This is a genomic window from Pseudomonas extremorientalis, from assembly GCF_024584605.1.
Taxonomy (GTDB): domain Bacteria; phylum Pseudomonadota; class Gammaproteobacteria; order Pseudomonadales; family Pseudomonadaceae; genus Aquipseudomonas; species Aquipseudomonas extremorientalis.
Genome location: NZ_CP089519.1, coordinates 5,261,327 through 5,284,270, shown reverse-complemented (window position 1 = coordinate 5,284,270; position 22,944 = coordinate 5,261,327). Strand labels below are relative to the sequence as shown.

The window sequence follows — 22,944 nt, the reverse complement described above, 5'->3', positions numbered from 1 at the left end:
AAAGCAGGAATGCGGGCACAAAAAAAGCGCCAGCAATCGTAATGGGGGCGCCTGTGCGCCTTCTTAAGCTCGGGTCGCCAAACCCGGTCGCTGAATTTGCAGCGACGTTCAGAGAGTAACGCCCGTTTTTTGAAAGTGCAACTGTGCGGATCACTTGCAGATTTTTTCGATGCGGCATAAATTGCTCAGGCATGTAGATTTACCTCAACGCCTCCGGTTGCCGCCGGGGGCGTTTTCGTTTCAGGCATGGATATCCCAGCGCAGGGAGACAAAGGGCAAGAAGTCGCCTTCGAGGCAGGCGCGCGCGTCCTCGTAGGCGTCGATTTGTTGGCCTTCGTCGACGATGATTGCTTGCGGGGCTTGGCAGGGAACTGACAATGCGCACCAGATGCCATCTCTCCATCGCATCACCATCACGTCCCGGTTCAGGCGTTTTTGCTCTGTGCGGTAACGTTCAAAACGCTGCATACCGCGTGATGAGAACCCGACTTTTCTGAGCACAGAAAAGGGCTGCAAGATGGCCCTGTTGGCAGCACGATTTTTCATGCTGCCACCTGATCACGGGCAGCGATGCGTGCGCGTGTCCATGCCTGAACTTCCCCAATACCCACGCAACCGGAGCGCTTCGAGCATTGCTGTTACTCAGCTTTACCGGCAACGGGAATCCGCTTTCAGGTTGACGCATCAGCTTGTAGATAGTCGGGCGTGCGAGCCCTACGATTGAAATGACCTCTGGCATGCGGATGAGGGTCATTGAGGGATCATGCGAGGGAATTGCTTTTAATACGGTAGTCATAGCGAGCTAACCCTTTGTTAATTGAGACAACGGGTCATACGCTACGCAGGGGGGCGGGAGTGGACTGTGTCCGCTCCCTTTTTTATTTCAGAGGTCGAAGCTTCAAAGCTTCCAAATGGCGTCGGATGGTCTTTTCCGTACCGTGAACCTTTTGGTTGAAAAGAATATTGGTGAGTTCAGAGTCGGACAGACTTCGCATTTCAATTTTTCGGCCGTTAATGATTTGCTCGGCAGCAACCTTGATTTTTGCTCGTCTATCCATTGTGTCGGTCTGTATTTTTGAGCTGGGATCTCGGTTCCCCTTGCCGGCTTCCTGACCCCTTCTCGTCGCCTTTGTAGACAAGGCGTCGTCGAGAATTCGATGCATCAGGCTTGATGTGTTGAAGCCTTTTTTAAACACATCCATTTGCTCCACCTGGCGATAAAGACTCGCCATCAGCAGCGCCTGATTCGCCTCGCCTAGCAACGTCGCGAATTCTTCTCGTGCCCTGATCTCGTTTCCACTGCTACGGTCCCGCTCTTTTTCGATCAGGGCAAGGTACTGGCGGGGAGAGTCGTGTTTCAGTTGCTCTATCAGGTCTGCATCAATGTCGTAAGTGGTCAGCTCAAGGTCGAACAGCCAATTTGCAAGCGTCTCCACAGCCTGCGTTCCCATGACCAGGGCAAAGGTAGCCGTAAGCTGTGAATCTGCTGCGGAATGACTCACCCCAAGAAACCGTCGAATGACACTGGGCAATGAGCCTGCCTCTGCATAACTGGCATGCTCGCTAATGGGATCGCGAAGTCGATAAAGGGTTTTTGTTACCGACTCTGCACACGGAGCGTAGGAGCCCTCCTCAAGCCAGAACGAGGTGGCCGTGTTGATCAGATGGAACGCATCTTTGAAGTGGTTGTTGAACTGCGGAAACAGCGCAAGACTGCGAACGGCTGCCTCAACGTCGTCCTGATCCCATACCAGGCACGTTACATCGAAGCCTGCGATTTCGAGCTCAAGCTCTTCTGCATCGATGTCCTGCTCAAAGTCCATTTAGATCTCCCCGTCGCCCCGAAGGCGATAGGCCGTTACAGCGATTCGCAAACGAAAACGCCGATGCCAGCAGGGTTGCGGGTGTGGCTTTTCTGTAACACGACTGCTCGATGTAACACGTGGTGTTCAGAAGCTTTGCAGTGCGTGTAACGCTAAATATATTGAATAAATACAATGGGTTATTGGTTGGCGTAACACGCGTAACACCCGTAACACGATTTTTGAGGGCGTGTAGGGTTAACAACTTCATACAACCTTCCCAAATTGACCTTGCACTACATTTCCGGCCTCTAGGGAATCAAGGTGATCGGCGTACCATTGCATCATTTTTACGCGTTGCTCAAAGTATTGGGCCTTGTTGTATACCCCCGAGATGCCTTCCTCTTTGTGAGCCAACTGCGCTTCAACATGTTCCTTCGGCCAGCCATGTTCTCGAAGTAACGTGCTCGCGGTGTGTCGAGTACCGTGTCCTACTAGACGCCCTTTGTAGCCGATGGTAGCGAAGACTTTGTTGATTGTGTTTTCGCTGATGGTTGGGTTCTTTGCTCCGACGCCGGGGAAAAGCCAGCGACTCCGTCCCGTTAAACAGTGCAGGTCCCTCAGTGCTGTAACGGCTTGGTGGGGAAGGGGGCATACAAAATCCCGGCGCATCTTCATCTTGGCAGCAGGCGTCGTCCAAATGGCCTTCTCAAAGTCGAACTCTTTCCATTCAGCCAAGCGGACCATGCCTGGGCGGGATGCCGTCCAGATACAAAGCCATGCGGCGGTACGTGCCGTCAGTCTGCTCGGAGTGTTTTTGAGTGCTTGGAGAAACTCAGCGAGTTCAGGCTCCAGCAAGTGTGGATGCTGCTGAGTTTTGGGTACCTGGGCGGCAATGTCGCGAAGGCGGCTGCCCGGATCGTTTTCGGTGAGTCCTAAACCAATCGCTCGGCCGAAGATTTGGTTGATCCAGGTGCGGCACTTTTCTGCCACGTTGTGAGCGTCTCTAGCTTCGAGGGATGCCTGGAGATGTGCACAGTCAGTGCGGGTGATTTCGTCGAGGGGCTTATCTCCCAATGCGGGGAGTATGTCCTTGTCGAGGTAGGTACGGATTTTGTGAAGGGTAGAGGTTGCGAGGCCCTTTTCTTCTTTGGCCTTGAGCCAAGCTTCAGCAGCAGCTCGAAACGTTCGAGCCTTGGCCGCATCGATTGCAGCTTTAGCGGATCGTTTCTGCTCAATGGGATCGGCGCCGCTACTCACCACTTTGCGTAGATCGGCAGCTTTCTCTCTTGCCAGCGCACCACTGACCTCTGGGTAACCCCCGAGCCCCATCCAAGCCCAATTGCCCGCCGGACGTTTGTAGCGTAGCTGCCAGGATTTACCACCATCAGGTTTGACCCTGAAGTAGAGGCCGTTTCCGTCTAGCTCCCGGTATTCCTTTGACTCCGGCTCCAGCCCTGCAAGCGTCGTGTCTGCGAGAGGGCGGCGCTTGATATCTGCGCGCTTCATCCTTGTATCCCAAAGTTCGGTATTTTTCTCAGGATACAAGCAGGGATACAGGGATACAACGGATAAGGGGATACAGAGGTAGAAAGCCAGACACAAAAAAACCGGCTCAAGTGGCCGGTTTCTCTGGGTCTGAGAGCCTGGTAGAGACTTTCAGATACTGCTATATGGTGCCCCGAGGGAGACTCGAACTCCCACTCCTTTCGAAAACGGATTTTGAATCCGCCGCGTCTACCAATTCCGCCATCAGGGCTCAATGGCGGCGAAGTATAGAGAGGTGATTACCGTTGGTCAATCACGTTTCATGGTCAATTTTGACTATTTCCGCTAGACTTCCCGGCCCTGCTAGACGAACCCCATCATGCGCGTTGCTGACTTTACTTTTGAGCTCCCTGATTCGCTGATCGCTCGCCACCCTTTGGCCGAGCGTCGCGCCAGTCGACTGCTGACCCTGGACGGGGTGAGCGGTGCCCTCGCACACCGTCAATTCACTGATTTGCTTGAGCATTTGCGCCCAGGCGACTTGATGGTGTTCAACAATACCCGGGTGATTCCGGCGCGGCTGTTTGGCCAGAAAGCCTCTGGCGGCAAGCTGGAAATCCTGGTGGAGCGGGTGCTGGACAGCCATCGCGTGCTGGCCCATGTGCGCTCCAGCAAGTCGCCGAAACCGGGCTCTTCCATCCTCATTGATGGCGGTGGCGAAGCCGAGATGGTGGCGCGCCATGATGCGCTGTTCGAGCTCAAGTTCGCCGAAGAGGTGTTGCCGCTGCTGGAGCGTGTCGGCCATATGCCGTTGCCTCCTTATATAGACCGCCCCGACGAAGACTCGGACCGCGAGCGCTATCAGACGGTGTACTCCCAACGCCTGGGCGCCGTTGCCGCGCCGACGGCCGGGTTGCATTTCGACCAGCCGCTGCTGGATGCGATTGCGGCCAAGGGCGTCGAGACCGCCTATGTGACCCTGCACGTGGGGGCCGGGACGTTTCAGCCGGTGCGTGTGGATAACATCGAAGACCACCATATGCACAGCGAATGGCTGGAAGTCAGCCAGGACGTCGTGGATGCCGTGGCTGCGTGCAAAGCGCGTGGCGGGCGGGTGATCGCGGTCGGCACCACCAGCGTGCGCTCCCTGGAGAGTGCGGCGCGTGATGGCGTGCTCAAGCCGTTCAGCGGCGACACCGATATCTTTATCTACCCAGGCCGGCCGTTCCATGTGGTCGATTGCCTGGTCACCAACTTCCATTTGCCGGAATCCACGCTGTTGATGCTGGTGTCGGCATTTGCCGGTTACCCCGAGACCATGGCCGCTTATCAAGCCGCCATCGACAATGGGTACCGTTTTTTCAGCTACGGTGATGCGATGTTTATCACCCGTAACCCGGCGCCACGCGGCCCAGAGGAACAACTATGAGTCGTATGTCGTTTGAATTGCTCGCCACCGACGGTAAAGCCCGTCGTGGTCGCCTGACTTTCCCGCGCGGCACCGTCGAGACCCCGGCCTTCATGCCCGTGGGCACTTACGGCACCGTAAAAGGCATGCTGCCGCGTGACATCGTCGCCACCGGCGCCGAGATCATCCTCGGCAACACCTTCCACCTGTGGCTGCGCCCGGGCACGGAAGTGATCAAGAAGCACGGCGACCTGCATGACTTCATGAAGTGGCAGGGCCCGATCCTGACCGACTCGGGTGGTTTTCAGGTGTTCAGCCTGGGCGCCATGCGCAAGATCAAGGAAGAGGGCGTGACCTTCGCCTCGCCGGTGGACGGTTCCAAAGTGTTCATGGGCCCGGAAGAGTCGATGCAGGTGCAGCGCGACCTGGGTTCCGACATCGTGATGATTTTCGACGAGTGCACGCCGTACCCGGCAGACGAAGATGTCGCGCGGATTTCCATGGAGTTGTCGCTGCGTTGGGCCCAGCGCTCGAAGAACGCCCATGGCGACAATACGGCGGCGCTGTTCGGGATCGTCCAGGGCGGCATGCATGAAAGCCTGCGCAAGCGCTCGCTGGAAGGCCTCGACAAGATCGGCTTTGACGGCCTGGCCATCGGCGGTCTGTCGGTGGGCGAGCCCAAGCACGAGATGATCAAGGTGCTGGATTACCTGCCGGGCCTGATGCCCGCTGACAAACCTCGTTACCTTATGGGCGTTGGCAAACCGGAAGATCTCGTAGAGGGTGTGCGCCGCGGTGTGGACATGTTCGATTGCGTGATGCCAACCCGTAATGCCCGCAATGGGCATCTGTTCATCGATACAGGCGTGCTGAAGATCCGTAACGCGTTCCATCGCCATGATGATTCGCCGCTGGATCCCACCTGTGACTGCTACACCTGCCAGAACTTCTCCCGTGCTTATCTGCACCATCTGGACAAGTGCGGGGAAATGCTGGGTAGCATGTTGAATACCATCCACAATTTGCGTCACTACCAAGTCCTGATGGCTGGTTTGCGCGAGGCTATTCAACAGGGTACATTGGCCGCCTTCGTCGATGCCTTCTATGCCAAGCGCGGGCTCCCTGTGCCGCCCTTGGACTGAGTTTTCCGACCCTAAGATTCACTATTTGCAACTGGAGTGCTAAATGAGCTTTTTTATCTCTAACGCCATGGCTGATGCCGCTGCGCCTGCCGCTGCCGGTCCTATGGGCGGTGGTTTCGAGTGGATTTTCCTGGTCGGCTTCCTGGTCATTTTCTACCTGATGATCTGGCGTCCACAGGCCAAGCGCGCCAAAGAGCAGAAAAACCTGCTCGGCAGCCTGCAAAAAGGCGACGAAGTGGTGACCACTGGCGGCATCGCCGGCAAGATCACCAAGGTTTCCGATGCTTTCGTGGTCCTGGAAGTTTCCGACACCGTAGAAATGAAGTTCCAGAAGGGCGCCATCGCCGCCACGCTGCCAAAAGGCACGCTCAAAGCGATCTGAGTAACAACCTTTACCAATCGACGGGGCGCGCAAGGCGCCCCGCGTTATAAGCGGGCGGCGTGATGCTGAACAAATACCCTCTGTGGAAATACGTACTGATCCTGGCGGTGCTGGCGATCGGTTTTATTTATTCCGCTCCCAATCTCTATCCTGATGACCCGGCGATCCAGATCACTGGCGCCAGCACTACGCTGCAGGTCAATCAGGCTGATCTGGAACGCGCGAGCAAAGCGCTCAACGACGCGGGTATCCAGGTCAAGGCGGCAACGTTGGCAGCTGGTGCGAAAGGCGGTTTGCTGCGCCTGACCAAGGCAGAAGACCAATTGCCGGCCAAGGATGTCGTGCGCAAGGCCATGGGTGACGACTATGTGGTCGCGCTCAACCTGGCACAGACCACGCCACAATGGCTGCGCAGCATTGGCGCGCACCCGATGAAGCTGGGCCTGGACTTGTCCGGTGGCGTGCACTTCCTGCTGGAAGTCGACATGGACAAAGCCCTCGACGCGCGCCTGAAAGTCTACGAAGGCGATGTGAAGAGCCTGCTGCGCAAAGAGAAGTTGCGTTATCGCAGCCTGCCGCAGATCAACGGCGCCATCCAGCTGGGCTTCTCTGACGAAGCATCCCGCGAACAGGCCCGTGCGCTGGTGCGCAAGAACTTCAACGATTTCGACATCGTACCGGCCGACCTCAATGGTCAGCCTGTACTGCGCCTGGCGATGACGCCAGCCAAGATCGCGGAAATCCGTGAATACTCCATCAAGCAGAACTTGACCACGGTGCGTAACCGCGTCAACGAGCTGGGTGTGGCCGAGCCGATCGTCCAGCGCCAGGGCGCCAACCGCATCGTGGTTGAGCTGCCAGGTGTACAGGACACGGCTGAAGCCAAGCGTATCCTGGGCAAGACCGCCAACCTGGAATTCCGTCTGGCGGCTGAGCCGGGTGCTACCCGCGCCACGGCCGAAGAGTTCGAATTCCGCGAAGGCAACCGTCCTCCTGCATTGATCGAGCGTGGCTTGATCATCACCGGTGACCAGGTCACCGACGCCAAGGCCGGTTTCGATTCGCAGCACGGTACGCCTGAAGTGAACATCCGTCTGGATGGCCATGGCGGCGACCTGATGAGCCGCGCCACGCGCAGCAACGTCGGTCGCAGCATGGCGGTGATCTTCATCGAGCAGCGCCCGGTCACCACTTACACCAAGCAAATGGTCGACGGCGTCGAGAAAGACGTACCGGTCCAGACCTTCAAGGAAGAGAAGAAGATCATCAGCCTGGCGACCATCCAGTCGCCACTGGGGGCTCAATTCCGTATCACCGGCCTGAACGGCCAGGGTGAATCGTCTGAGCTGGCCCTGTTGCTGCGTGCCGGTGGCCTGGCGGCGCCGATGTATTTCGCTGAAGAGCGTACCATCGGCCCGAGCCTGGGTGCCGACAACATCACCAAGGGTATCGATGCAGCCTTGTGGGGCATGCTGTTCGTGTCGCTGTTCATCATCGCCATCTATCGCTTCTTCGGCATCATCGCCACCGTGGCCCTGGCGGGCAACATGGTGATGCTGCTGGCCCTGATGTCGCTGCTGGGCGCTACACTGACCCTGCCAGGTATCGCCGGTATCGTACTCACCATGGGTATGGCGGTAGACGCCAACGTACTGATCTTCTCGCGGATCCGTGAAGAGATCGCGGCAGGCATGACCGTACAGCGTGCAATCAACGAAGGCTTCGGCCGGGCATTTACCGCGATTCTCGACTCCAACCTGACCACGTTGCTGGTCGGCGGGATTCTCTTTGCCATGGGCACCGGCCCGGTCAAAGGTTTTGCGGTGACCATGTCCCTCGGTATCTTTACCTCGATGTTCACGGCCATCATGGTGACCCGCGCAATGGTCAACCTGATCTTTGGCGGGCGTGACTTCAAGAAGTTGTGGATTTAAGGGGCTGCCATGTTACGTACAATCAACTTCATGGGCGTTCGCAACGTTGCGTTCGGCGTCACCGTGCTCCTTACCGTTCTGGCGTTGTTCAGCTGGTTCCATAAGGGCCTGAACTACGGTCTGGACTTTACCGGCGGTACGCTCATCGAGCTGACCTACGAGAAGCCTGCCGACGTTACCCTGGTGCGCAACGAGCTGGTCAAGGCCGGCTATCACGAAGCTGTCGTGCAGAGCTTCGGTGCGACCACCGATCTGCTGGTGCGCATGCCGGGCGAAGACCCGCAACTGGGTCACCAGGTGGCGGAGGCCTTGCAGAAGGTCGGCGGCGACAACCCGGCATCGGTCAAGCGCGTCGAGTTCGTCGGCCCGCAAGTCGGTGAAGAACTGCGCGACCAGGGCGGCCTCGGCATGCTGATGGCGCTGGTCGGCATCATGATCTATCTGGCGTTCCGCTTTCAGTGGAAGTTCGGTGTCGGCGCGATTGTGTCGCTGATCCACGACGTGATCGTGACCGTGGGTATCCTGGCGTACTTCCAAGTGACCTTCGACCTGACCGTACTGGCGGCTGTGCTGGCGATCATCGGTTACTCGCTCAACGACACCATCGTGGTATTCGACCGGGTTCGTGAGAACTTCCGCGTACTGCGCAAGGCGTCGCTGATCGAGAACATCAACGTCTCCACCACCCAGACCCTGCTGCGCACCATGGCGACGTCGATCTCCACGCTGCTGGCGATTGCGGCGCTGATGATCTTCGGTGGCGACAACCTGTGGGGCTTCTCCCTGGCGCTGTTCATCGGCGTACTGGCGGGTACCTATTCCTCGATCTACATCGCCAACGTTGTGCTGATCTGGCTGAACCTCAACAGCGAAGACCTGATCCCTCCGGCCAGCACTGGCAAGGAGGTCGACGACCGTCCTTGATGGGCGCTTGTTGATCTGCTGTTACAAAGAAGGCACGAGTATTGAACTCGTGCCTTTTTTTTTGCTCCAAGGCTGGGTATAGCGCGGATCTTTCGATCCGTTTGTGATGGTCAGGAGGTTCACGTGAACAAGTCGTTACTGGTTGGTGCGGTATTGGGTGCTGTCGGTGTGACTGCCGGGGGTGCTGTTGCCACCTACAGCCTGGTAAAAAGCGGCCCTGAGTATGCGCAAGTGCTGGCAGTGCAGCCGGTGAAAACCCAGATCAAAACCCCGCGCGAGGTCTGCAAGGACGTCGCCGTGACCCGGCAGAAGCCGGTGCAGGATCAGCATCAGATCGTCGGCACTGTGGTAGGTGCACTGGCCGGTGGCCTGCTCGGCAACCAGGTCGGTGGCGGTAATGGCAAGAAGCTGGCTACGGTAGCCGGTGCGGTGGGTGGCGGTTACGCCGGTAACAAGGTTCAGGAAGGTATGCAGAACCGCGATACCTACACCACCACGCAAACCCGCTGTAACACCGTCAACGACATCAGCGACAAGGTTGTCGGTTATGACGTGCGTTACACCTTGGATGGCAAGGAAGGCTCGGTGCGTATGGACCGTGATCCAGGCGGCCAGATTCCGGTCGACAAGGAAGGCCGCTTGGTGCTGGGCCAGAACCAGCAGTAATCTCAAGCCTGGTATAGATGCAAAAAATTATGTGAGTTCAAAATGTGGGAGGGGGCTTGCCCCCGATAGCGGTGGATCAGTCAGCTTGTTAGGTGCTGACCCACTGCAATCGGGGGCAAGCCCCCTCCCACAATTGATTTGTGTTGTTGCTGGAGTCGCGGCAAACCTCAAATCCCAGGCATAAAAAAAGCACCCCTCGGGGTGCTTTTTTTGTGCTCGCTCGCTTAACGCTTCAGCGAAGCCGGTAGGTGCGGCTGGATCGCCGTCAGTACTGCCTTGAAGCATTTGGTGTTGCCGGCAACCACGTGGCCTTTTTCAAGGAAGTCGTGGCCACCGGTGAAGTCGCTCACCAAGCCGCCTGCTTCCTGGATCAGCAGAGCGCCTGCCGCCATGTCCCACTCGGACAGGCCCGACTCCCAGAACGCATCAAAACGACCGGCGGCCACATAAGCCAGGTCCAGGCTTGCTGCGCCAGCGCGGCGAATGCCGGCGGTCTGGCCAACCAGAGCGCGGAACATGCCCAGGTAGTTTTCCAGGTTGTCCATCTGGTCGTCACGGAACGGGAAGCCGGTACCCAGCAGGGCGCCGTCCAGGCTGGTGCGGCCGCTGACGCGCAGGCGACGACCGTTCAGTTGGGCGCCACGGCCACGGCTGGCGGTGAATTCTTCCTGGCGGACTGGGTCGAGTACAACGGCGTGTTCCAGGCGGCCACGGTATTTGCAAGCGATGCTCACGGCAAAGTGTGGGATGCCGCGCAGGAAGTTGGTGGTGCCATCCAGTGGGTCGATGATCCACAGGTAGTCTTCGCCTTCACCGCTGCCTTTGTGCAGGCCGGTTTCTTCACCGAGGATGCCGTGGGTAGGGTAGGCCTTGCGCAGGGCGTCGATGATTTTCTGTTCGGCGGCGCGATCAACCTCGGATACGTAATCCTTGGCGTCTTTTTCGTCGACCTTGATGGTATCCAGGCGCTCGATGGAGCGGAAGATCAATTCACTGGCGCTGCGGGCGGCGCGCAGCGCGATATTCAGCATGGGCTGCATGGATGTGTCACCTAAGGTTGTTAAAGAAAGCCGAGCATTCTAGCAGAAACTTTCTTCAGGTGAAGGACGACGTTAGCTTTCATGGCATAACCTTAGGCTGTTCTGTAAGATTTGCTCCCCTTTCCCGTGTCCGAGAGCGCCTCCCTTGCTGCAAAACATTCGTGTCGTCCTGGTCAATACCAGTCATCCCGGCAATATCGGTGGGGTGGCGCGAGCCATGAAAAACATGGGGCTGACGCGCCTGGTGCTGGTCGACCCGCGCGTGTTTCCGCATCACGAGGCCGATGCCCGTGCATCCGGCGCCAATGACCTGCTTGAAAAAGCCCAGGTCGTCGCCACCTTGGAAGACGCCTTGGTCGGCTGCAATCTGGTGCTTGGCACCAGCGCCCGTGACCGTCGCATCCCCTGGCCACTGCTGGATCCGCGTGAGTGCGGCACCAAGGTGGTGGAAGAGGCCGCTGGTGGTGCTGAAATCGCCTTGGTGTTTGGTCGTGAAGACTCCGGTCTGACCAATGAAGAGCTGCAGCGATGTCATTACCACGTGCACATCCCATCAGACCCCGAGTTCAGCTCGCTGAACCTCGGGGCTGCGGTGCAGGTGTTGACGTACGAAGTGCGCATGGCCTGGCTGGCCGCTGCTGGCCGGCCGAGCAAGGTAGAGAAGGACGAGGTTGCCTCGACCAAAAGTGGCGAACTGGCCACCATGGACGAGCTGGAACGGTTTTATGAGCACCTGGAGCAAACCCTGGTGGCCATCGAATTCCTCGATCCGGAAAAACCACGGCACTTGATGGCGCGCCTGCGTCGCCTTTACGGACGCAGCTCGGTCAGCCGGGCAGAAATGAATATATTGCGTGGCATCCTCACGGAAACCCAGAAAGCGGCCCGTGGCGAGCTTCTTAAGCGGAAGGATTAAAAATGTTCGAGCGTTTGCGAGAAGATATCCAGAGTGTTTTCCACCGTGACCCGGCGGCGCGCAACGCCTTTGAAGTGCTGACCTGCTACCCGGGGATGCACGCCATCTGGATTCACCGCTTGTCCGGTGCCCTGTGGGGCATGGGCTGGAAATGGCTGGCGCGGCTGGTGTCGAACTTCGGTCGTTGGTTGACCGGGATCGAGATTCACCCGGGCGCCAAAGTCGGGCGCCGTTTCTTTATCGACCATGGCATGGGCATCGTGATTGGCGAGACCGCCGAAATTGGTGATGACGTCACCCTTTATCAGGGCGTGACCCTGGGCGGCACCAGTTGGAACAAAGGCAAGCGCCACCCCACGCTAGGTGATGGCGTGGTGGTAGGGGCGGGCGCCAAGGTCCTCGGCCCTTTCACCGTCGGTGCGGGTGCCAAGGTCGGTTCCAATGCTGTCGTGACCAAGGCTGTGCCTCCGGGCGCGACCGTAGTCGGTATTCCAGGCCGGATCATCGTCAAGCCGGAAGCCGGCGACGAGCAGGAGGCCAAGCGCAAGGCCATGGCCGAGAAGATCGGTTTCGATGCTTATGGTGTCAGCGAGGACATGCCCGACCCGGTGGCACGCGCCATCGGCCAGTTGCTGGATCACCTGCAAGCGGTGGACGGCAAGCTGGAGGGAATGTGCGGTGCGTTGAAGGATCTGGGTAGCCCCTATTGCGCCAAGGATCTGCCTGAGTTGCGCGAAGAAGACTTCGCCGAGATCAAGGACGAGGCTGCGTCCAAGGCCGGCTGAGGCCGTTCTGTGGGAGGGGGGCTTGGCCCCGTAGCAATGTGTCAGTCACCACTTTCGTGGCTGGTACACCGCTATCGGGAGCAAGCTCCCTCCCACATTTTGGTCTCCGTTGATCCAGCGATCTCCATCCGCCCCTGTTCTCGCTGTTCGTCGTCGCCCCATCCTGCTATGATTCGCGCGCCCTTTTTACGGGTAATCCTGACTAAAGTACTAGGTCTTATAGTTGACTTAAATACTCGGGAATCGCATACTTGCTCCCATTCTGAAACACCTTGGTACTTGTCCATGAGACTGACTACAAAAGGCCGATACGCGGTGACCGCCATGCTCGACTTGGCTTTGCACGCGCAAACTGGGCCGGTGTCCCTGGCCGATATCTCTGAGCGCCAAGGCATTTCCCTGTCCTACCTAGAGCAACTGTTCGCCAAATTGCGTCGCAGCAACCTGGTTTCCAGTGTGCGTGGGCCGGGTGGTGGCTATCAGTTGTCCCGCGACATGCAGGGCATTCAGGTGGCCCAGGTGATCGACGCGGTCAACGAATCCGTCGACGCCACCAAATGCCAGGGGCTGGGTGATTGCCATGCCGGCGACACCTGCCTCACGCACCACTTGTGGTGTGACTTGAGCCTGCAGATCCATGAGTTTTTGAGTGGTATCAGCTTGGCTGATCTTGTGACTCGCCGTGAGGTGCAAGAAGTAGCCCAGCGTCAGGACCAGCGCCGTTGCAACACCAAGGCGCCGCGTCTGGACAAGATCGAAGCGTCCGCCGTCGAGTGACAGCCGAAGAGCTAACGGCGCGCCAGCCAGCCTGATTTAGGAGAAAGTCCATGAAATTGCCGATTTACCTTGATTACTCAGCGACCACCCCGGTTGATCCGCGTGTCGCGCAAAAGATGAGCGAATGCCTGCTGGTTGACGGAAACTTCGGCAACCCGGCCTCCCGTTCCCACGTGTTCGGCTGGAAGGCCGAGGAAGCGGTCGAGAACGCTCGTCGCCAGGTGGCTGACCTGGTGGGTGCAGACCCGCGTGAAATCGTCTGGACCTCCGGTGCCACCGAGTCCGACAACCTGGCTATCAAGGGCGCGGCGCATTTCTACGCGACCAAAGGCAAGCACCTGATCACCACCAAGATTGAGCACAAGGCTGTCCTCGACACCATGCGCCAACTGGAGCGTGAAGGTTTCGAGGTCACCTACCTCGAGCCGACTACCGACGGTATCGTCACCCCGGCCATGATCGAAGCCGCGCTGCGTGAAGACACCATCCTGGTTTCCGTGATTCACGTGAACAACGAAATCGGCACCATCAACGACATCGCGGCCATCGGCGAGCTGACCCGTTCCAAGGGCATCCTGCTGCATGTCGACGCTGCCCAGTCCACCGGCAAGGTCGACATCGACCTGTCGAAACTGAAAGTCGACCTGATGTCGTTCTCGGCCCACAAGACCTACGGCCCCAAAGGCATCGGCGCCCTGTACGTGAGCCGCAAGCCACGTGTGCGCATCGAAGCCACCATGCACGGCGGCGGTCACGAGCGCGGCATGCGTTCAGGCACCCTGGCGACCCACCAGATCGTGGGCATGGGCGAAGCCTTCCGCGTGGCCAAGGAAGACATGGCTGCCGAAAACGTGCGCATCAAAGCGCTGAGCGACCGCTTCTACAAGCAGGTCGAAGGACTTGAAGAGCTGTACATCAACGGCAGCATGACCGCCCGCGTACCGCACAACCTGAATTTGAGCTTCAACTACGTCGAAGGCGAGTCGCTGATCATGGCGCTCAAGGACCTGGCGGTTTCGTCCGGTTCGGCCTGCACCTCGGCGTCCCTTGAGCCTTCGTACGTACTGCGCGCCCTGGGCCGCAACGACGAACTGGCACACAGCTCGATCCGCTTTACGTTCGGCCGTTTCACCACCGAAGAGCAAGTCGATTACGCCGCGCAGAAAGTCTGCGAAGCCGTCAACAAGCTGCGCGTCCTGTCGCCGCTGTGGGACATGTACAAAGACGGTGTCGATATTTCCAAGATCGAGTGGGCGGCACACTAACTATAGAAGCCGCCACCCCAGCTCTGTAGGAACGTGGCGGAAAACGCAGGCGTTTCTACAGGGTTCCAGAGCGGCCCTGATGAGTGAGGATTCAGTACCATGGCTTACAGCGAAAAGGTCATCGACCACTACGAAAACCCGCGCAACGTCGGCAAGATGGACGCGGAAGATCCTGATGTCGGCACCGGCATGGTCGGCGCTCCGGCGTGCGGCGATGTGATGCGCCTGCAGATCAAGGTCAACGACGCTGGCGTTATCGAAGACGCCAAGTTCAAGACCTACGGTTGCGGTTCGGCTATCGCCTCCAGCTCCCTGGCGACCGAATGGATGAAAGGCAAGACCCTGGATGAGGCTGTCACTATCAGCAACACCCAGCTGGCCGAAGAACTGGCCCTGCCGCCCGTGAAAATCCACTGCTCGGTACTCGCAGAAGACGCCATCAAGGCGGCCGTTCGCGACTACAAGCAGAAGAAAGGCTTGATCTAAGCATTTGGCGACGAGTAAGGAGTCAACGATGGCTATCAGCATGACAGAAGCGGCTGCGCAGCACATTCGCCGCTCCCTGAATGGGCGCGGTAAAGGTGAGGGGATTCGTCTGGGTGTTCGCACCACGGGCTGTTCCGGCCTTGCCTACGTGCTGGAGTTTGTCGATGAGGTGGTTGCGGAAGACCAGGTGTTCGAAAGTCACGGCGAGAAAGTGATTATCGACCCCAAGAGCCTGACCTACCTGGACGGCACCGAACTCGATTTCGTCAAGGAAGGGTTGAACGAAGGCTTCAAGTTCAACAACCCCAACGTACGCGGTGAATGTGGCTGCGGCGAAAGCTTCAACATCTGAGGCTATTCGTGGGTACTCCTTGTCATTTCGCTTTATTCGAGCTGCAGCCGAGCTTTCGGCTGGACCTTGAGCAGCTTGCCACGCGCTACCGAGAACTGGCGCGTGGCGTGCACCCGGACCGCTTCGCTGACGCTTCCGAGCGTGAGCAACGCCTGGCGCTGGAGCAATCGGCCAGCCTCAACGAAGCCTATCAGACGCTCAAAAGCCCCCCGAAACGCGCGCGCTACCTGCTCGCGATGAACGGTGGCGAGTTGCCGCTGGAAGTGACCGTGCATGATCCGGACTTCCTGATGCAGCAGATGCAGTGGCGCGAAGAACTCGAAGACTTGCAGGACGAGGCCGATCTGGCCGGTGTTGCAGTCTTCAAGCGTCGTCTGAAAACCGCCCAGGATGAGCTCAACGAAAGCTTCGCAGCCTGTTGGGATGATGCAGCGCAACGTGAGCAGGCCGAACGCCTGATGCGGCGCATGCAGTTCCTCGACAAGCTCACCTACGAAGTGCGCCAGCTAGAAGAGCGCCTCGACGATTAACCCCGTGTGCTGCCCGTGATGCACGCCTGATAGACAGATAAGACCTGATTACCATGGCCCTACTGCAAATCGCCGAACCCGGCCAAAGCCCTCAACCGCACCAGCGTCGCCTGGCGGTCGGGATTGACCTGGGCACCACCAATTCCCTGGTTGCTGCCTTGCGCAGTGGCCTGTCCGAGCCGTTGCCCGACGCTGATGGCCAGGTGATCCTGCCCTCTGCCGTGCGCTATCACGTTGATCGTACCGAAGTGGGTGAGTCGGCCAAGCTGGCGGCGTCTTCCGACCCTTTGAATACCGTGCTGTCGGTCAAGCGCTTGATGGGTCGTGGTCTGTCCGACGTCAAGCAATTGGGCGACCAGTTGCCGTACCGCTTTGTCGGTGGCGAATCCCATATGCCGTTCATCGACACCGTCCAAGGCCCGAAAAGCCCTGTGGAAGTGTCGGCCGATATCCTCAAGGTACTGCGTCAGCGCGCGGAAAAGACCCTGGGCGGCGAACTGGTCGGCGCGGTGATCACCGTTCCGGCTTATTTCGATGATGCCCAGCGCCAAGCTACCAAGGATGCGGCCAAACTTGCTGGCCTGAACGTGCTGCGCCTGCTCAATGAGCCGACCGCTGCAGCCGTGGCCTATGGCCTGGACCAGCATGCCGAAGGCCTGGTTGCCATTTACGACCTGGGCGGTGGCACCTTTGATATATCGATTTTGCGCCTGACCGGGGGCGTCTTCGAAGTGCTGGCCACTGGTGGCGACAGCGCCCTGGGCGGCGACGACTTCGACCACGCCATTGCGGGTTGGATCATCGCCAGCGCCGGCTTGTCTGCCGACCTGGACCCGGGCGCGCAGCGCAACCTGCTGCAAACCGCTTGCGCCGCCAAAGAAGCGCTGACGGACTCCGCGTCTGTTGAAGTTTCCTACGGTAACTGGTCGGTCCAACTGACCCGCGAAGCCTTCGATGCGCTGATCGAGCCTATGGTCGCCCGCAGCCTGAAAGCCTGCCGCCGTGCCGTACGTGATTCCGGTATCGAACTGGAGGACGTGGGTGCAGTGGTCATGGTCGGTGGTTCCACCCGCGTACCACGCGTGCGTGAAGCCGTCGCCGAAGCCTTTGGCCGCCAGCCGCTGACTGAAATCGATCCGGACCAGGTGGTCGCCATCGGCGCCGCGATCCAGGCAGACACCCTGGCCGGTAACAAGCGCGATGGTGGCGAACTGCTGCTGCTCGACGTGATCCCGCTGTCCCTGGGGCTGGAAACCATGGGGGGGCTGATGGAGAAGGTGATACCACGCAACACCACCATCCCCGTCGCCCGTGCCCAGGATTTCACCACTTACAAAGATGGCCAGACGGCCATGATGATCCATGTGCTGCAAGGCGAGCGCGAGCTGATCAGTGACTGCCGCTCCCTGGCGCGCTTCGAATTGCGCGGCATTCCGGCGATGGTGGCTGGCGCGGCAAAGATTCGCGTGACCTTCCAGGTCGACGCCGACGGCCTGCTCAACGTCGCTGCGCGTGAGTTGGGTTCGGGGGTTGAAGCCAGTATCCAGGTCAAGCCGTCCTACGGCCTGACCGACGGCGAAATCGCCAAGATGCTCAAGGACTCGTTCCAGTATGCCGGTGACGACAAGGTCGCTCGCGTGCTGCGCGAGCAACAAGTGGATGCCCAGCGCCTGCTCGAAGCGGTGCAGGGTGCCCTTGATGCCGACGGCGAGCGCCTGCTGGATGCCGAAGAGCGCATGGTCATTGACCTGCAGATGCAGGAACTGGCCGAGCTGATGAAAGGCAACGATGGCTACGCCATCGAGCAACAGACCAAGCGCCTGTCGCAAGTGACAGATGCCTTTGCCGCCCGCCGCATGGATCAGACGGTGAAAGCCGCACTGGCCGGGCGCAACCTGAATGAAATCGAGGAATAATCAATGCCGCAGGTCATTTTTCTGCCACACGCCGAGCATTGCCCGGACGGTATGGTCGTGGAGGCTGAGACCGGCAAGTCCATCCTCGAAGTTGCCCATGACAACCACATCGAGATCGAAAGTGCCTGCGGCGGTGTCTGCGCTTGCACCACCTGTCACTGCATCATCCGCGAGGGTTTCAATTCCCTGGAAGAAGCAGACGAGCTGGAAGAAGACTTTCTTGACCGTGCCTGGGGCCTTGAAGCGACTTCTCGCCTAAGCTGTCAGGCAAAGGTCGGCACGGAAGACATCACCGTCGAAATCCCGAAATATTCCCTCAACCATGCAGCCGAAGCGCCGCATTGATTCAAGGAAGTGTCATGAGTCTTAAATGGGTTGATGTGCAAGAGATCGCTATCCTGTTGGCCGATGCCAACCCGGATCTGGATCCTTACTCCCTGAACTTTGTAGCTTTGCGTGACATGGTCATGGCGCTGCCAGGGTTCGAAGATGAGCGTGATCGCGGTGGTGAGAAGGTCCTGGAGGCTATCCAGACTGCCTGGAAAGAAGAACAGGACTAACGCCTCCCTTACGCAGTTAGGCAATACCCAATAACCCGCGTATAATTCGCGGGTTTAATTTTTCGTAAATTACCGTTTCTGGAGTTACACCATGGCTGTTCAACGTACTTTCTCCATCATCAAGCCTGACGCTGTTGCAAAAAACGTCATCGGCGAGATCACCACTCGTTTCGAAAAAGCCGGCCTGAAGGTTGTAGCTTCGAAACTCAAGCAACTGTCCAAGGCTGAAGCTGAAGGCTTCTACGCTGAGCACAGCGCTCGTGGCTTCTTCGGCGACCTGGTTGCCTTCATGATCTCCGGTCCTGTTGTTGTTCAGGTTCTGGAAGGCGAAAACGCTATCGCTCTGAACCGTGAGCTGATGGGTGCTACCAACCCTAAGGAAGCCGCTGCCGGCACCATCCGTGCTGACTTCGCCGAGTCCATCGACGCCAACGCTGTACACGGTTCGGACTCCGAAGCCGCTGCTGCTCGCGAAATCTCGTACTTCTTCGCCGCTACTGAAGTAACCGCTCGCTAAGCATCGGCTTAAAGAGTGAGGGTGAATCCATGACGACATCGACTGTAAAAACCAACCTGCTGGGGCTGACCCAGCCGGAAATGGAGAAATTCTTCGACTCAATCGGGGAGAAGCGTTTCCGTGCCGGTCAGGTAATGAAATGGATTCACCACTTTGGCGTCGATGATTTCGACGCCATGACGAACGTCAGCAAGGCCCTGCGCGACAAGCTCAAGGCCATTGCCGAGGTACGTGGTCCGGAAGTGGTCAGCGAGGACATCTCCAGCGACGGCACCCGTAAATGGGTGGTGCGCGTTGCGTCCGGCAGCTGTGTCGAGACCGTGTACATTCCCCAGGGCAAACGCGGCACCTTGTGCGTTTCGTCCCAGGCAGGCTGTGCCCTGGACTGCAGTTTCTGCTCCACCGGCAAGCAAGGCTTCAATAGCAACCTCACCGCCGCCGAAGTGATCGGCCAGGTGTGGATTGCCAACAAATCCTTTGGCAGCGTCCCGGCGACCGTCGACCGTGCCATCACCAACGTGGTGATGATGGGCATGGGTGAGCCGCTGCTGAACTTCGACAACGTGGTTTCGGCCATGCATCTGATGATGGACGACCTGGGCTACGGCATCTCCAAGCGCCGTGTAACCCTGTCCACCTCCGGCGTGGTGCCGATGATCGATGAGCTGTCCAAGCACATCGACGTCTCCCTGGCGTTGTCGCTGCACGCACCCAATGACGCATTGCGTAACCAATTGGTGCCAATCAACAAGAAGTATCCGCTTAAGATGCTGCTCGAATCTTGCCAGCGTTATATGTCGTCCCTGGGCGAAAAGCGCGTGCTGACCATCGAGTACACCTTGCTCAAGGACATCAATGACAAGGTTGAGCACGCGGTCGAGATGATCGAGTTGCTCAAGGACACCCCGTGCAAGATCAACCTGATTCCGTTCAACCCGTTTCCACATTCCGGCTACGAGCGGCCGAGCAACAACGCCATCCGTCGTTTCCAGGATCAACTGCACCAGGCCGGCTACAACGTCACCGTCCGCACCACCCGTGGTGAAGACATCGACGCCGCCTGTGGCCAATTGGTCGGGCAGGTGATGGACCGCACCCGCCGCAGCGAGCGCTATATCGCCGGACGCGAAGTGAACGCCGCCGACGATTTGCCGCTGATCGCTGTGAATCGAATCTGAGAGAGGATCTCTATGCCCTTGCGCCTTGCGCTGCTTTTGCTTTTTACCGGTCTTGCGGCCGGTTGTGTTTCATCGGGCCATGACAGCCCTTTGCAAACCGGTAAAGGCCGTGATGAGGCGCGAGTTGCCTATGTGCAACTGGGCTTGGGTTACCTGCAACAAGGCATGAGCGAGCAGGCCAAGGTGCCGTTGAAGAAGGCCCTTGAGCTGGACAGCGACGACGCCGATGCCAATGCCGCACTGGCCCTGGTGTTCCAGGCCCAGGCCGAGCCTGAACTGGCTGACCGCTATTTCCACAAGGCCCTGGCCGCACGCCCTGCCGATCCGCGGCTGCTGAACAACTACGGCAGTTTCCTGTTTGCGCAGGAACGTTATGACCAGGCCGCCCTTTATTTCCAGCAAGCCAGCGTCGATACCCTCTATCCTGAGCGTTCGCGGGTGTTCGAGAACCTTGGGGTCACCTCGATCCGCCTCGGCCAGCGCGACAATGCTCGCCGGCAACTGGAAAAAGCCCTGCATTTGAACGGTCGTCAGCCTCGGGCATTGCTCGAAATGGCTGAGATATCCTTTGATGACAGGCATTATGTGCCGGCACGTGACTATTACGAGCGTTTTAGCCTGCTCAGCGGGCAAAATGCACGTAGTCTATTGCTCGGTGTGCGGCTGGCGACGGTTCATGAAGAACGCGACAAGGCCGCACGTTTTGGCCAACAACTTGAACGACTCTATCCCGGTACGCCGGAATATCAGCAATACCTGTCGGAGCAATGATGAAAGCGGCGCACCCGGAAGTTGTAGCAGCTAATCGCGTAAACCCAGGCGACACCTTGCGTCAGGCCCGCGAAAGCAATGGTTGGTCGCTGGCGGAAGTGGCCCTCAAGCTCAATTTGACCACTACATCCCTGGGCAACCTGGAAGCTGGCGCGTTCGATAAGCTGCCTGGGCATACCTTCGCCCGCGGCTATATCCGTGCCTACGCCAAGCTGCTGGGGATCGACCAGGCAGTTTTGGTCCAGGAATTCGACCAGTTCACCGGCACCGACTCCCAGGGCAGCAATGTGCATGGCTTGGGTCGCATCGAAGAACCGGTGCGGGTTTCCCACACTATTTTGCGAATTGTCAGCCTGCTGCTGCTGATCGCTGTCATTGGTGGCGGTTTTGTCTGGTGGCAAGACCAGACCTCCCAGCGCACCAAGGACCTGACCAGCAACGCCATGGAGCACGTCGAAGTCGAAAGCGCCGACGGCACCACCCAGATTCATCCGCTGGACGAGCCGGAAGACCAGGCTGTAGCAGAAGGCCAGGCCGCGCCTGAAGCGCCGCTTGCCACTGAGCAGCCTGCACCGGAAACCCCGCCTGCCGCGACCGCTGCTGCGACCGCTGTCGCACCGGCTCCCGCAACGCCTGCAGCTCCGGCCCACACCCCGGCCGCTCCTGTACAGGCGCCAGCGACTCAGGCCCAGACCGCCCCGGCAGCGATTTCGCCACCTACCACCCCAGCGTTGATCGCCGGTGATGGCCGCGTACAGATTACCTTCGTCGCCGACTGCTGGACGCAAGTCACCGACGGCAATGGCAAAGTGCTGTTTAGCGGTCTGAAGCGTAAGGGAGATACGCTTGACCAGGGCGGCAAGCCTCCTTTGACGCTGCGTCTGGGCTTTGCCCGTGGCGCGCAAGTGGCCTACAACGGCCAGCCTGTGGACGTAGCGCCGTTCACCACCGGCGAGACCGCTCGCCTGAAGTTGGGACAATAGTCATGCACGGCGAATCTCCAATCAAACGTCGCGTATCGCGCAAAATCTGGGTCGGCTCGGTGCCGGTGGGTGGCGACGCCCCCATCGCCGTACAGAGCATGACCAACAGCGACACCAATGACGTGGCCGCCACCGTTGCCCAGATCAACCGCCTGGAAGCCGCTGGCGTGGACATCGTGCGCGTTTCCGTGCCGGACATGGACGCTGCCGAGGCCTTCGGTCGCATCAAGCAACAGGTCAAGGTGCCGTTGGTTGCCGACATTCACTTCGACCACAAGATCGCCTTGCGCGTGGCCGAGCTGGGCGTGGACTGCCTGCGTATCAACCCGGGCAACATCGGCAGCGAAGCCCGTGTGCGTGCGGTGGTGGATGCTGCTCGCGATCGCGGCATTCCGATCCGCATCGGCGTCAACGCCGGCTCCCTGGAAAAAGACCTGCAAAAGAAATACGGCGAGCCGACCCCGGCGGCGCTGGTTGAATCTGCGCTGCGCCACGTTGAACACCTTGAGCGCCTGAATTTCCAGGACTACAAGGTCAGCGTAAAGGCCTCCGACGTGTTCATGGCGGTAGAAGCCTACCGCCTGCTGGCCAAGGAGATCGTGCAGCCGTTGCACCTGGGTATCACTGAAGCCGGCGGTTTACGCTCAGGCACAGTGAAATCTGCGGTGGGTCTCGGTATGCTGCTCGCCGAAGGGATTGGCGATACTATCCGCATCTCCCTGGCGGCAGACCCCGTAGAGGAAGTGAAGGTCGGTTACGACATTCTCAAATCCCTGCGTTTGCGTTCCCGAGGCATCAACTTCATTGCCTGCCCGAGCTGCTCGCGGCAGAACTTCGACGTGGTGAAAACCATGAACGAACTGGAAGGACGCCTCGAAGACCTGCTGGTGCCGCTGGATGTTGCGGTGATCGGATGCGTGGTCAACGGTCCGGGTGAAGCCAAAGAGGCGCACATCGGCCTGACCGGCGGCTCACCGAACCTGATCTACATCGACGGCAAACCGTCGCATAAGTTGACGAATGACAATCTGGTGGATGATCTCGAAAGACTGATCCGCGAGAAAGCGGCCGAAAAGGTCGCGGCTGACGCAGCGCTGATCGCGCGCGGCTAAGAACGAATTT

The 22,944-nt window shown here is 58.8% G+C and carries 25 protein-coding genes, 1 tRNA gene and 1 pseudogene; 21 read left to right on the top strand and 6 right to left on the bottom strand.

All coding sequences use genetic code 11. From position 1 onward, the window contains the following. Nucleotides 1-240 precede the first annotated feature (240 nt). From LUU92_RS23870 to LUU92_RS23850, 5 genes and pseudogenes are all read right to left on the bottom strand, one after another. Nucleotides 241-546, bottom strand: a complete 306-nt coding sequence (locus LUU92_RS23870) for a hypothetical protein (protein ID WP_257102730.1) — start codon at nucleotides 544-546, stop codon at nucleotides 241-243. Next, nucleotides 543-796: pseudogene (locus tag LUU92_RS23865) on the bottom strand (helix-turn-helix transcriptional regulator). Before LUU92_RS23865 ends, LUU92_RS23870 begins: the two are co-directional and overlap by 4 nt. 82 nt (nucleotides 797-878) lie before the next feature. Then, entirely contained in the window at nucleotides 879-1,823 is a 945-nt protein-coding gene (locus LUU92_RS23860) for a hypothetical protein (protein ID WP_257102729.1), read from the bottom strand. A gap of 246 nt (nucleotides 1,824-2,069) precedes the next feature. Beyond that, nucleotides 2,070-3,311 carry a tyrosine-type recombinase/integrase gene (locus LUU92_RS23855; RefSeq protein ID WP_257102728.1) on the bottom strand — a complete coding sequence of 414 codons (1,242 nt, stop codon included), beginning with the start codon at nucleotides 3,309-3,311 and terminating at the stop codon, nucleotides 2,070-2,072. Between the two features lie 165 nt (nucleotides 3,312-3,476). After that, nucleotides 3,477-3,561 (bottom strand) — tRNA-Leu (locus LUU92_RS23850). 108 nt (nucleotides 3,562-3,669) lie between these two features. Here LUU92_RS23850 and queA point away from each other — a divergent pair. The 6 genes from queA (at nucleotide 3,670) to LUU92_RS23820 (ending at nucleotide 9,746) form a co-directional block, all read left to right on the top strand. Then, complete coding sequence (gene queA, locus LUU92_RS23845) at nucleotides 3,670-4,719, top strand: tRNA preQ1(34) S-adenosylmethionine ribosyltransferase-isomerase QueA (protein ID WP_071489241.1); 1,050 nt, start codon at nucleotides 3,670-3,672, stop codon at nucleotides 4,717-4,719. Nucleotides 4,720-4,724: 5 nt separating this feature from the next. After that, entirely contained in the window at nucleotides 4,725-5,840 is a 1,116-nt protein-coding gene (gene tgt / locus LUU92_RS23840; protein WP_003175976.1) for a tRNA guanosine(34) transglycosylase Tgt, read from the top strand. A gap of 43 nt (nucleotides 5,841-5,883) precedes the next feature. Further along, nucleotides 5,884-6,222, top strand: a complete 339-nt coding sequence (gene yajC / locus LUU92_RS23835) for a preprotein translocase subunit YajC (RefSeq protein WP_003175975.1) — start codon at nucleotides 5,884-5,886, stop codon at nucleotides 6,220-6,222. A gap of 62 nt (nucleotides 6,223-6,284) precedes the next feature. Continuing rightward, nucleotides 6,285-8,156, top strand: a complete 1,872-nt coding sequence (secD, locus tag LUU92_RS23830; RefSeq protein ID WP_257102727.1) for a protein translocase subunit SecD — start codon at nucleotides 6,285-6,287, stop codon at nucleotides 8,154-8,156. A 9-nt stretch (nucleotides 8,157-8,165) separates the two neighbouring features. Further along, a complete protein-coding gene (gene secF, locus LUU92_RS23825; protein WP_071489244.1) occupies nucleotides 8,166-9,080 on the top strand; it encodes a protein translocase subunit SecF in 915 nt (304 codons plus the stop codon). Nucleotides 9,081-9,203: 123 nt separating this feature from the next. Beyond that, the gene (locus LUU92_RS23820; RefSeq protein ID WP_015885750.1) at nucleotides 9,204-9,746 is read left to right on the top strand and encodes a glycine zipper 2TM domain-containing protein; all 543 of its coding nucleotides are present in this window, start codon (nucleotides 9,204-9,206) and stop codon (nucleotides 9,744-9,746) included. Nucleotides 9,747-9,970: 224 nt separating this feature from the next. On the opposite strand, the gene suhB is transcribed toward LUU92_RS23820, so the two are convergent. Then, a complete protein-coding gene (suhB, locus tag LUU92_RS23815) occupies nucleotides 9,971-10,786 on the bottom strand; it encodes a type III secretion system regulator SuhB (RefSeq protein WP_003175971.1) in 816 nt (271 codons plus the stop codon). Between the two features lie 145 nt (nucleotides 10,787-10,931). Between suhB and trmJ the strand changes: the two genes are divergently transcribed. The 15 genes from trmJ (at nucleotide 10,932) to ispG (ending at nucleotide 22,934) form a co-directional block, all read left to right on the top strand. Beyond that, nucleotides 10,932-11,702 (top strand): tRNA (cytosine(32)/uridine(32)-2'-O)-methyltransferase TrmJ, encoded by a 771-nt coding sequence (gene trmJ / locus LUU92_RS23810; protein ID WP_071489245.1) that lies wholly within the window; start codon nucleotides 10,932-10,934, stop codon nucleotides 11,700-11,702. Nucleotides 11,703-11,704: 2 nt separating this feature from the next. Then, nucleotides 11,705-12,487: a serine O-acetyltransferase gene (cysE, locus tag LUU92_RS23805; protein WP_058423379.1), complete on the top strand. Its 783-nt coding sequence runs from the start codon at nucleotides 11,705-11,707 to the stop codon at nucleotides 12,485-12,487. Between the two features lie 285 nt (nucleotides 12,488-12,772). Continuing rightward, complete coding sequence (gene iscR / locus LUU92_RS23800) at nucleotides 12,773-13,264, top strand: Fe-S cluster assembly transcriptional regulator IscR (protein ID WP_003194020.1); 492 nt, start codon at nucleotides 12,773-12,775, stop codon at nucleotides 13,262-13,264. Between the two features lie 50 nt (nucleotides 13,265-13,314). Beyond that, nucleotides 13,315-14,529 carry an IscS subfamily cysteine desulfurase gene (locus LUU92_RS23795; RefSeq protein WP_058423378.1) on the top strand — a complete coding sequence of 405 codons (1,215 nt, stop codon included), beginning with the start codon at nucleotides 13,315-13,317 and terminating at the stop codon, nucleotides 14,527-14,529. Between the two features lie 99 nt (nucleotides 14,530-14,628). Beyond that, nucleotides 14,629-15,015, top strand: coding sequence for a Fe-S cluster assembly scaffold IscU (gene iscU, locus LUU92_RS23790; protein WP_028617851.1), 387 nt, complete (start codon nucleotides 14,629-14,631; stop codon nucleotides 15,013-15,015). Between the two features lie 28 nt (nucleotides 15,016-15,043). Next, the gene (iscA, locus tag LUU92_RS23785; RefSeq protein ID WP_003175963.1) at nucleotides 15,044-15,367 is read left to right on the top strand and encodes an iron-sulfur cluster assembly protein IscA; all 324 of its coding nucleotides are present in this window, start codon (nucleotides 15,044-15,046) and stop codon (nucleotides 15,365-15,367) included. A gap of 8 nt (nucleotides 15,368-15,375) precedes the next feature. Then, a complete protein-coding gene (gene hscB, locus LUU92_RS23780) occupies nucleotides 15,376-15,897 on the top strand; it encodes a co-chaperone HscB (RefSeq protein WP_028617850.1) in 522 nt (173 codons plus the stop codon). Between the two features lie 53 nt (nucleotides 15,898-15,950). After that, the gene (gene hscA, locus LUU92_RS23775; RefSeq protein ID WP_257102726.1) at nucleotides 15,951-17,813 is read left to right on the top strand and encodes a Fe-S protein assembly chaperone HscA; all 1,863 of its coding nucleotides are present in this window, start codon (nucleotides 15,951-15,953) and stop codon (nucleotides 17,811-17,813) included. Nucleotides 17,814-17,816: 3 nt separating this feature from the next. Continuing rightward, nucleotides 17,817-18,158, top strand: a complete 342-nt coding sequence (fdx, locus tag LUU92_RS23770; RefSeq protein WP_003175958.1) for an ISC system 2Fe-2S type ferredoxin — start codon at nucleotides 17,817-17,819, stop codon at nucleotides 18,156-18,158. Between the two features lie 14 nt (nucleotides 18,159-18,172). Then, nucleotides 18,173-18,373: a Fe-S cluster assembly protein IscX gene (iscX, locus tag LUU92_RS23765; RefSeq protein WP_016977667.1), complete on the top strand. Its 201-nt coding sequence runs from the start codon at nucleotides 18,173-18,175 to the stop codon at nucleotides 18,371-18,373. Nucleotides 18,374-18,464: 91 nt separating this feature from the next. After that, complete coding sequence (gene ndk, locus LUU92_RS23760; RefSeq protein WP_003175956.1) at nucleotides 18,465-18,890, top strand: nucleoside-diphosphate kinase; 426 nt, start codon at nucleotides 18,465-18,467, stop codon at nucleotides 18,888-18,890. Between the two features lie 29 nt (nucleotides 18,891-18,919). Further along, complete coding sequence (rlmN, locus tag LUU92_RS23755) at nucleotides 18,920-20,068, top strand: dual-specificity RNA methyltransferase RlmN (protein ID WP_071489247.1); 1,149 nt, start codon at nucleotides 18,920-18,922, stop codon at nucleotides 20,066-20,068. A gap of 12 nt (nucleotides 20,069-20,080) precedes the next feature. Continuing rightward, entirely contained in the window at nucleotides 20,081-20,839 is a 759-nt protein-coding gene (pilW, locus tag LUU92_RS23750; protein ID WP_257102725.1) for a type IV pilus biogenesis/stability protein PilW, read from the top strand. Continuing rightward, nucleotides 20,839-21,822, top strand: a complete 984-nt coding sequence (locus tag LUU92_RS23745) for a RodZ domain-containing protein (RefSeq protein WP_257102724.1) — start codon at nucleotides 20,839-20,841, stop codon at nucleotides 21,820-21,822. The genes pilW and LUU92_RS23745 overlap by 1 nt, the downstream gene beginning before the upstream one ends. A gap of 2 nt (nucleotides 21,823-21,824) precedes the next feature. After that, nucleotides 21,825-22,934 carry a flavodoxin-dependent (E)-4-hydroxy-3-methylbut-2-enyl-diphosphate synthase gene (gene ispG / locus LUU92_RS23740; RefSeq protein WP_071489250.1) on the top strand — a complete coding sequence of 370 codons (1,110 nt, stop codon included), beginning with the start codon at nucleotides 21,825-21,827 and terminating at the stop codon, nucleotides 22,932-22,934. Nucleotides 22,935-22,944: the final 10 nt, after the last annotated feature.

Bases quoted from the DNA above. Each gene is read 5' to 3' on its own strand.
- LUU92_RS23795 (WP_058423378.1), top strand. From the start codon at position 13,315: ATGAAATTGCCGATTTACCTTGATTACTCAGCGACCACCCCGGTTGAT.
- iscU (WP_028617851.1), top strand. From the start codon at position 14,629: ATGGCTTACAGCGAAAAGGTCATCGACCACTACGAAAACCCGCGCAAC.
- LUU92_RS23860 (WP_257102729.1), bottom strand. From the start codon at position 1,823: ATGGACTTTGAGCAGGACATCGATGCAGAAGAGCTTGAGCTCGAAATC.
- yajC (WP_003175975.1), top strand. From the start codon at position 5,884: ATGAGCTTTTTTATCTCTAACGCCATGGCTGATGCCGCTGCGCCTGCC.
- iscR (WP_003194020.1), top strand. From the start codon at position 12,773: ATGAGACTGACTACAAAAGGCCGATACGCGGTGACCGCCATGCTCGAC.
- LUU92_RS23870 (WP_257102730.1), bottom strand. From the start codon at position 546: ATGAAAAATCGTGCTGCCAACAGGGCCATCTTGCAGCCCTTTTCTGTG.
- pilW (WP_257102725.1), top strand. From the start codon at position 20,081: ATGCCCTTGCGCCTTGCGCTGCTTTTGCTTTTTACCGGTCTTGCGGCC.
- rlmN (WP_071489247.1), top strand. From the start codon at position 18,920: ATGACGACATCGACTGTAAAAACCAACCTGCTGGGGCTGACCCAGCCG.
- tgt (WP_003175976.1), top strand. From the start codon at position 4,725: ATGTCGTTTGAATTGCTCGCCACCGACGGTAAAGCCCGTCGTGGTCGC.
- secD (WP_257102727.1), top strand. From the start codon at position 6,285: ATGCTGAACAAATACCCTCTGTGGAAATACGTACTGATCCTGGCGGTG.
- queA (WP_071489241.1), top strand. From the start codon at position 3,670: ATGCGCGTTGCTGACTTTACTTTTGAGCTCCCTGATTCGCTGATCGCT.
- hscA (WP_257102726.1), top strand. From the start codon at position 15,951: ATGGCCCTACTGCAAATCGCCGAACCCGGCCAAAGCCCTCAACCGCAC.
- cysE (WP_058423379.1), top strand. From the start codon at position 11,705: ATGTTCGAGCGTTTGCGAGAAGATATCCAGAGTGTTTTCCACCGTGAC.
- LUU92_RS23855 (WP_257102728.1), bottom strand. From the start codon at position 3,311: ATGAAGCGCGCAGATATCAAGCGCCGCCCTCTCGCAGACACGACGCTT.
- ispG (WP_071489250.1), top strand. From the start codon at position 21,825: ATGCACGGCGAATCTCCAATCAAACGTCGCGTATCGCGCAAAATCTGG.
- iscX (WP_016977667.1), top strand. From the start codon at position 18,173: ATGAGTCTTAAATGGGTTGATGTGCAAGAGATCGCTATCCTGTTGGCC.
- fdx (WP_003175958.1), top strand. From the start codon at position 17,817: ATGCCGCAGGTCATTTTTCTGCCACACGCCGAGCATTGCCCGGACGGT.
- LUU92_RS23745 (WP_257102724.1), top strand. From the start codon at position 20,839: ATGAAAGCGGCGCACCCGGAAGTTGTAGCAGCTAATCGCGTAAACCCA.
- ndk (WP_003175956.1), top strand. From the start codon at position 18,465: ATGGCTGTTCAACGTACTTTCTCCATCATCAAGCCTGACGCTGTTGCA.
- suhB (WP_003175971.1), bottom strand. From the start codon at position 10,786: ATGCAGCCCATGCTGAATATCGCGCTGCGCGCCGCCCGCAGCGCCAGT.
- iscA (WP_003175963.1), top strand. From the start codon at position 15,044: ATGGCTATCAGCATGACAGAAGCGGCTGCGCAGCACATTCGCCGCTCC.
- secF (WP_071489244.1), top strand. From the start codon at position 8,166: ATGTTACGTACAATCAACTTCATGGGCGTTCGCAACGTTGCGTTCGGC.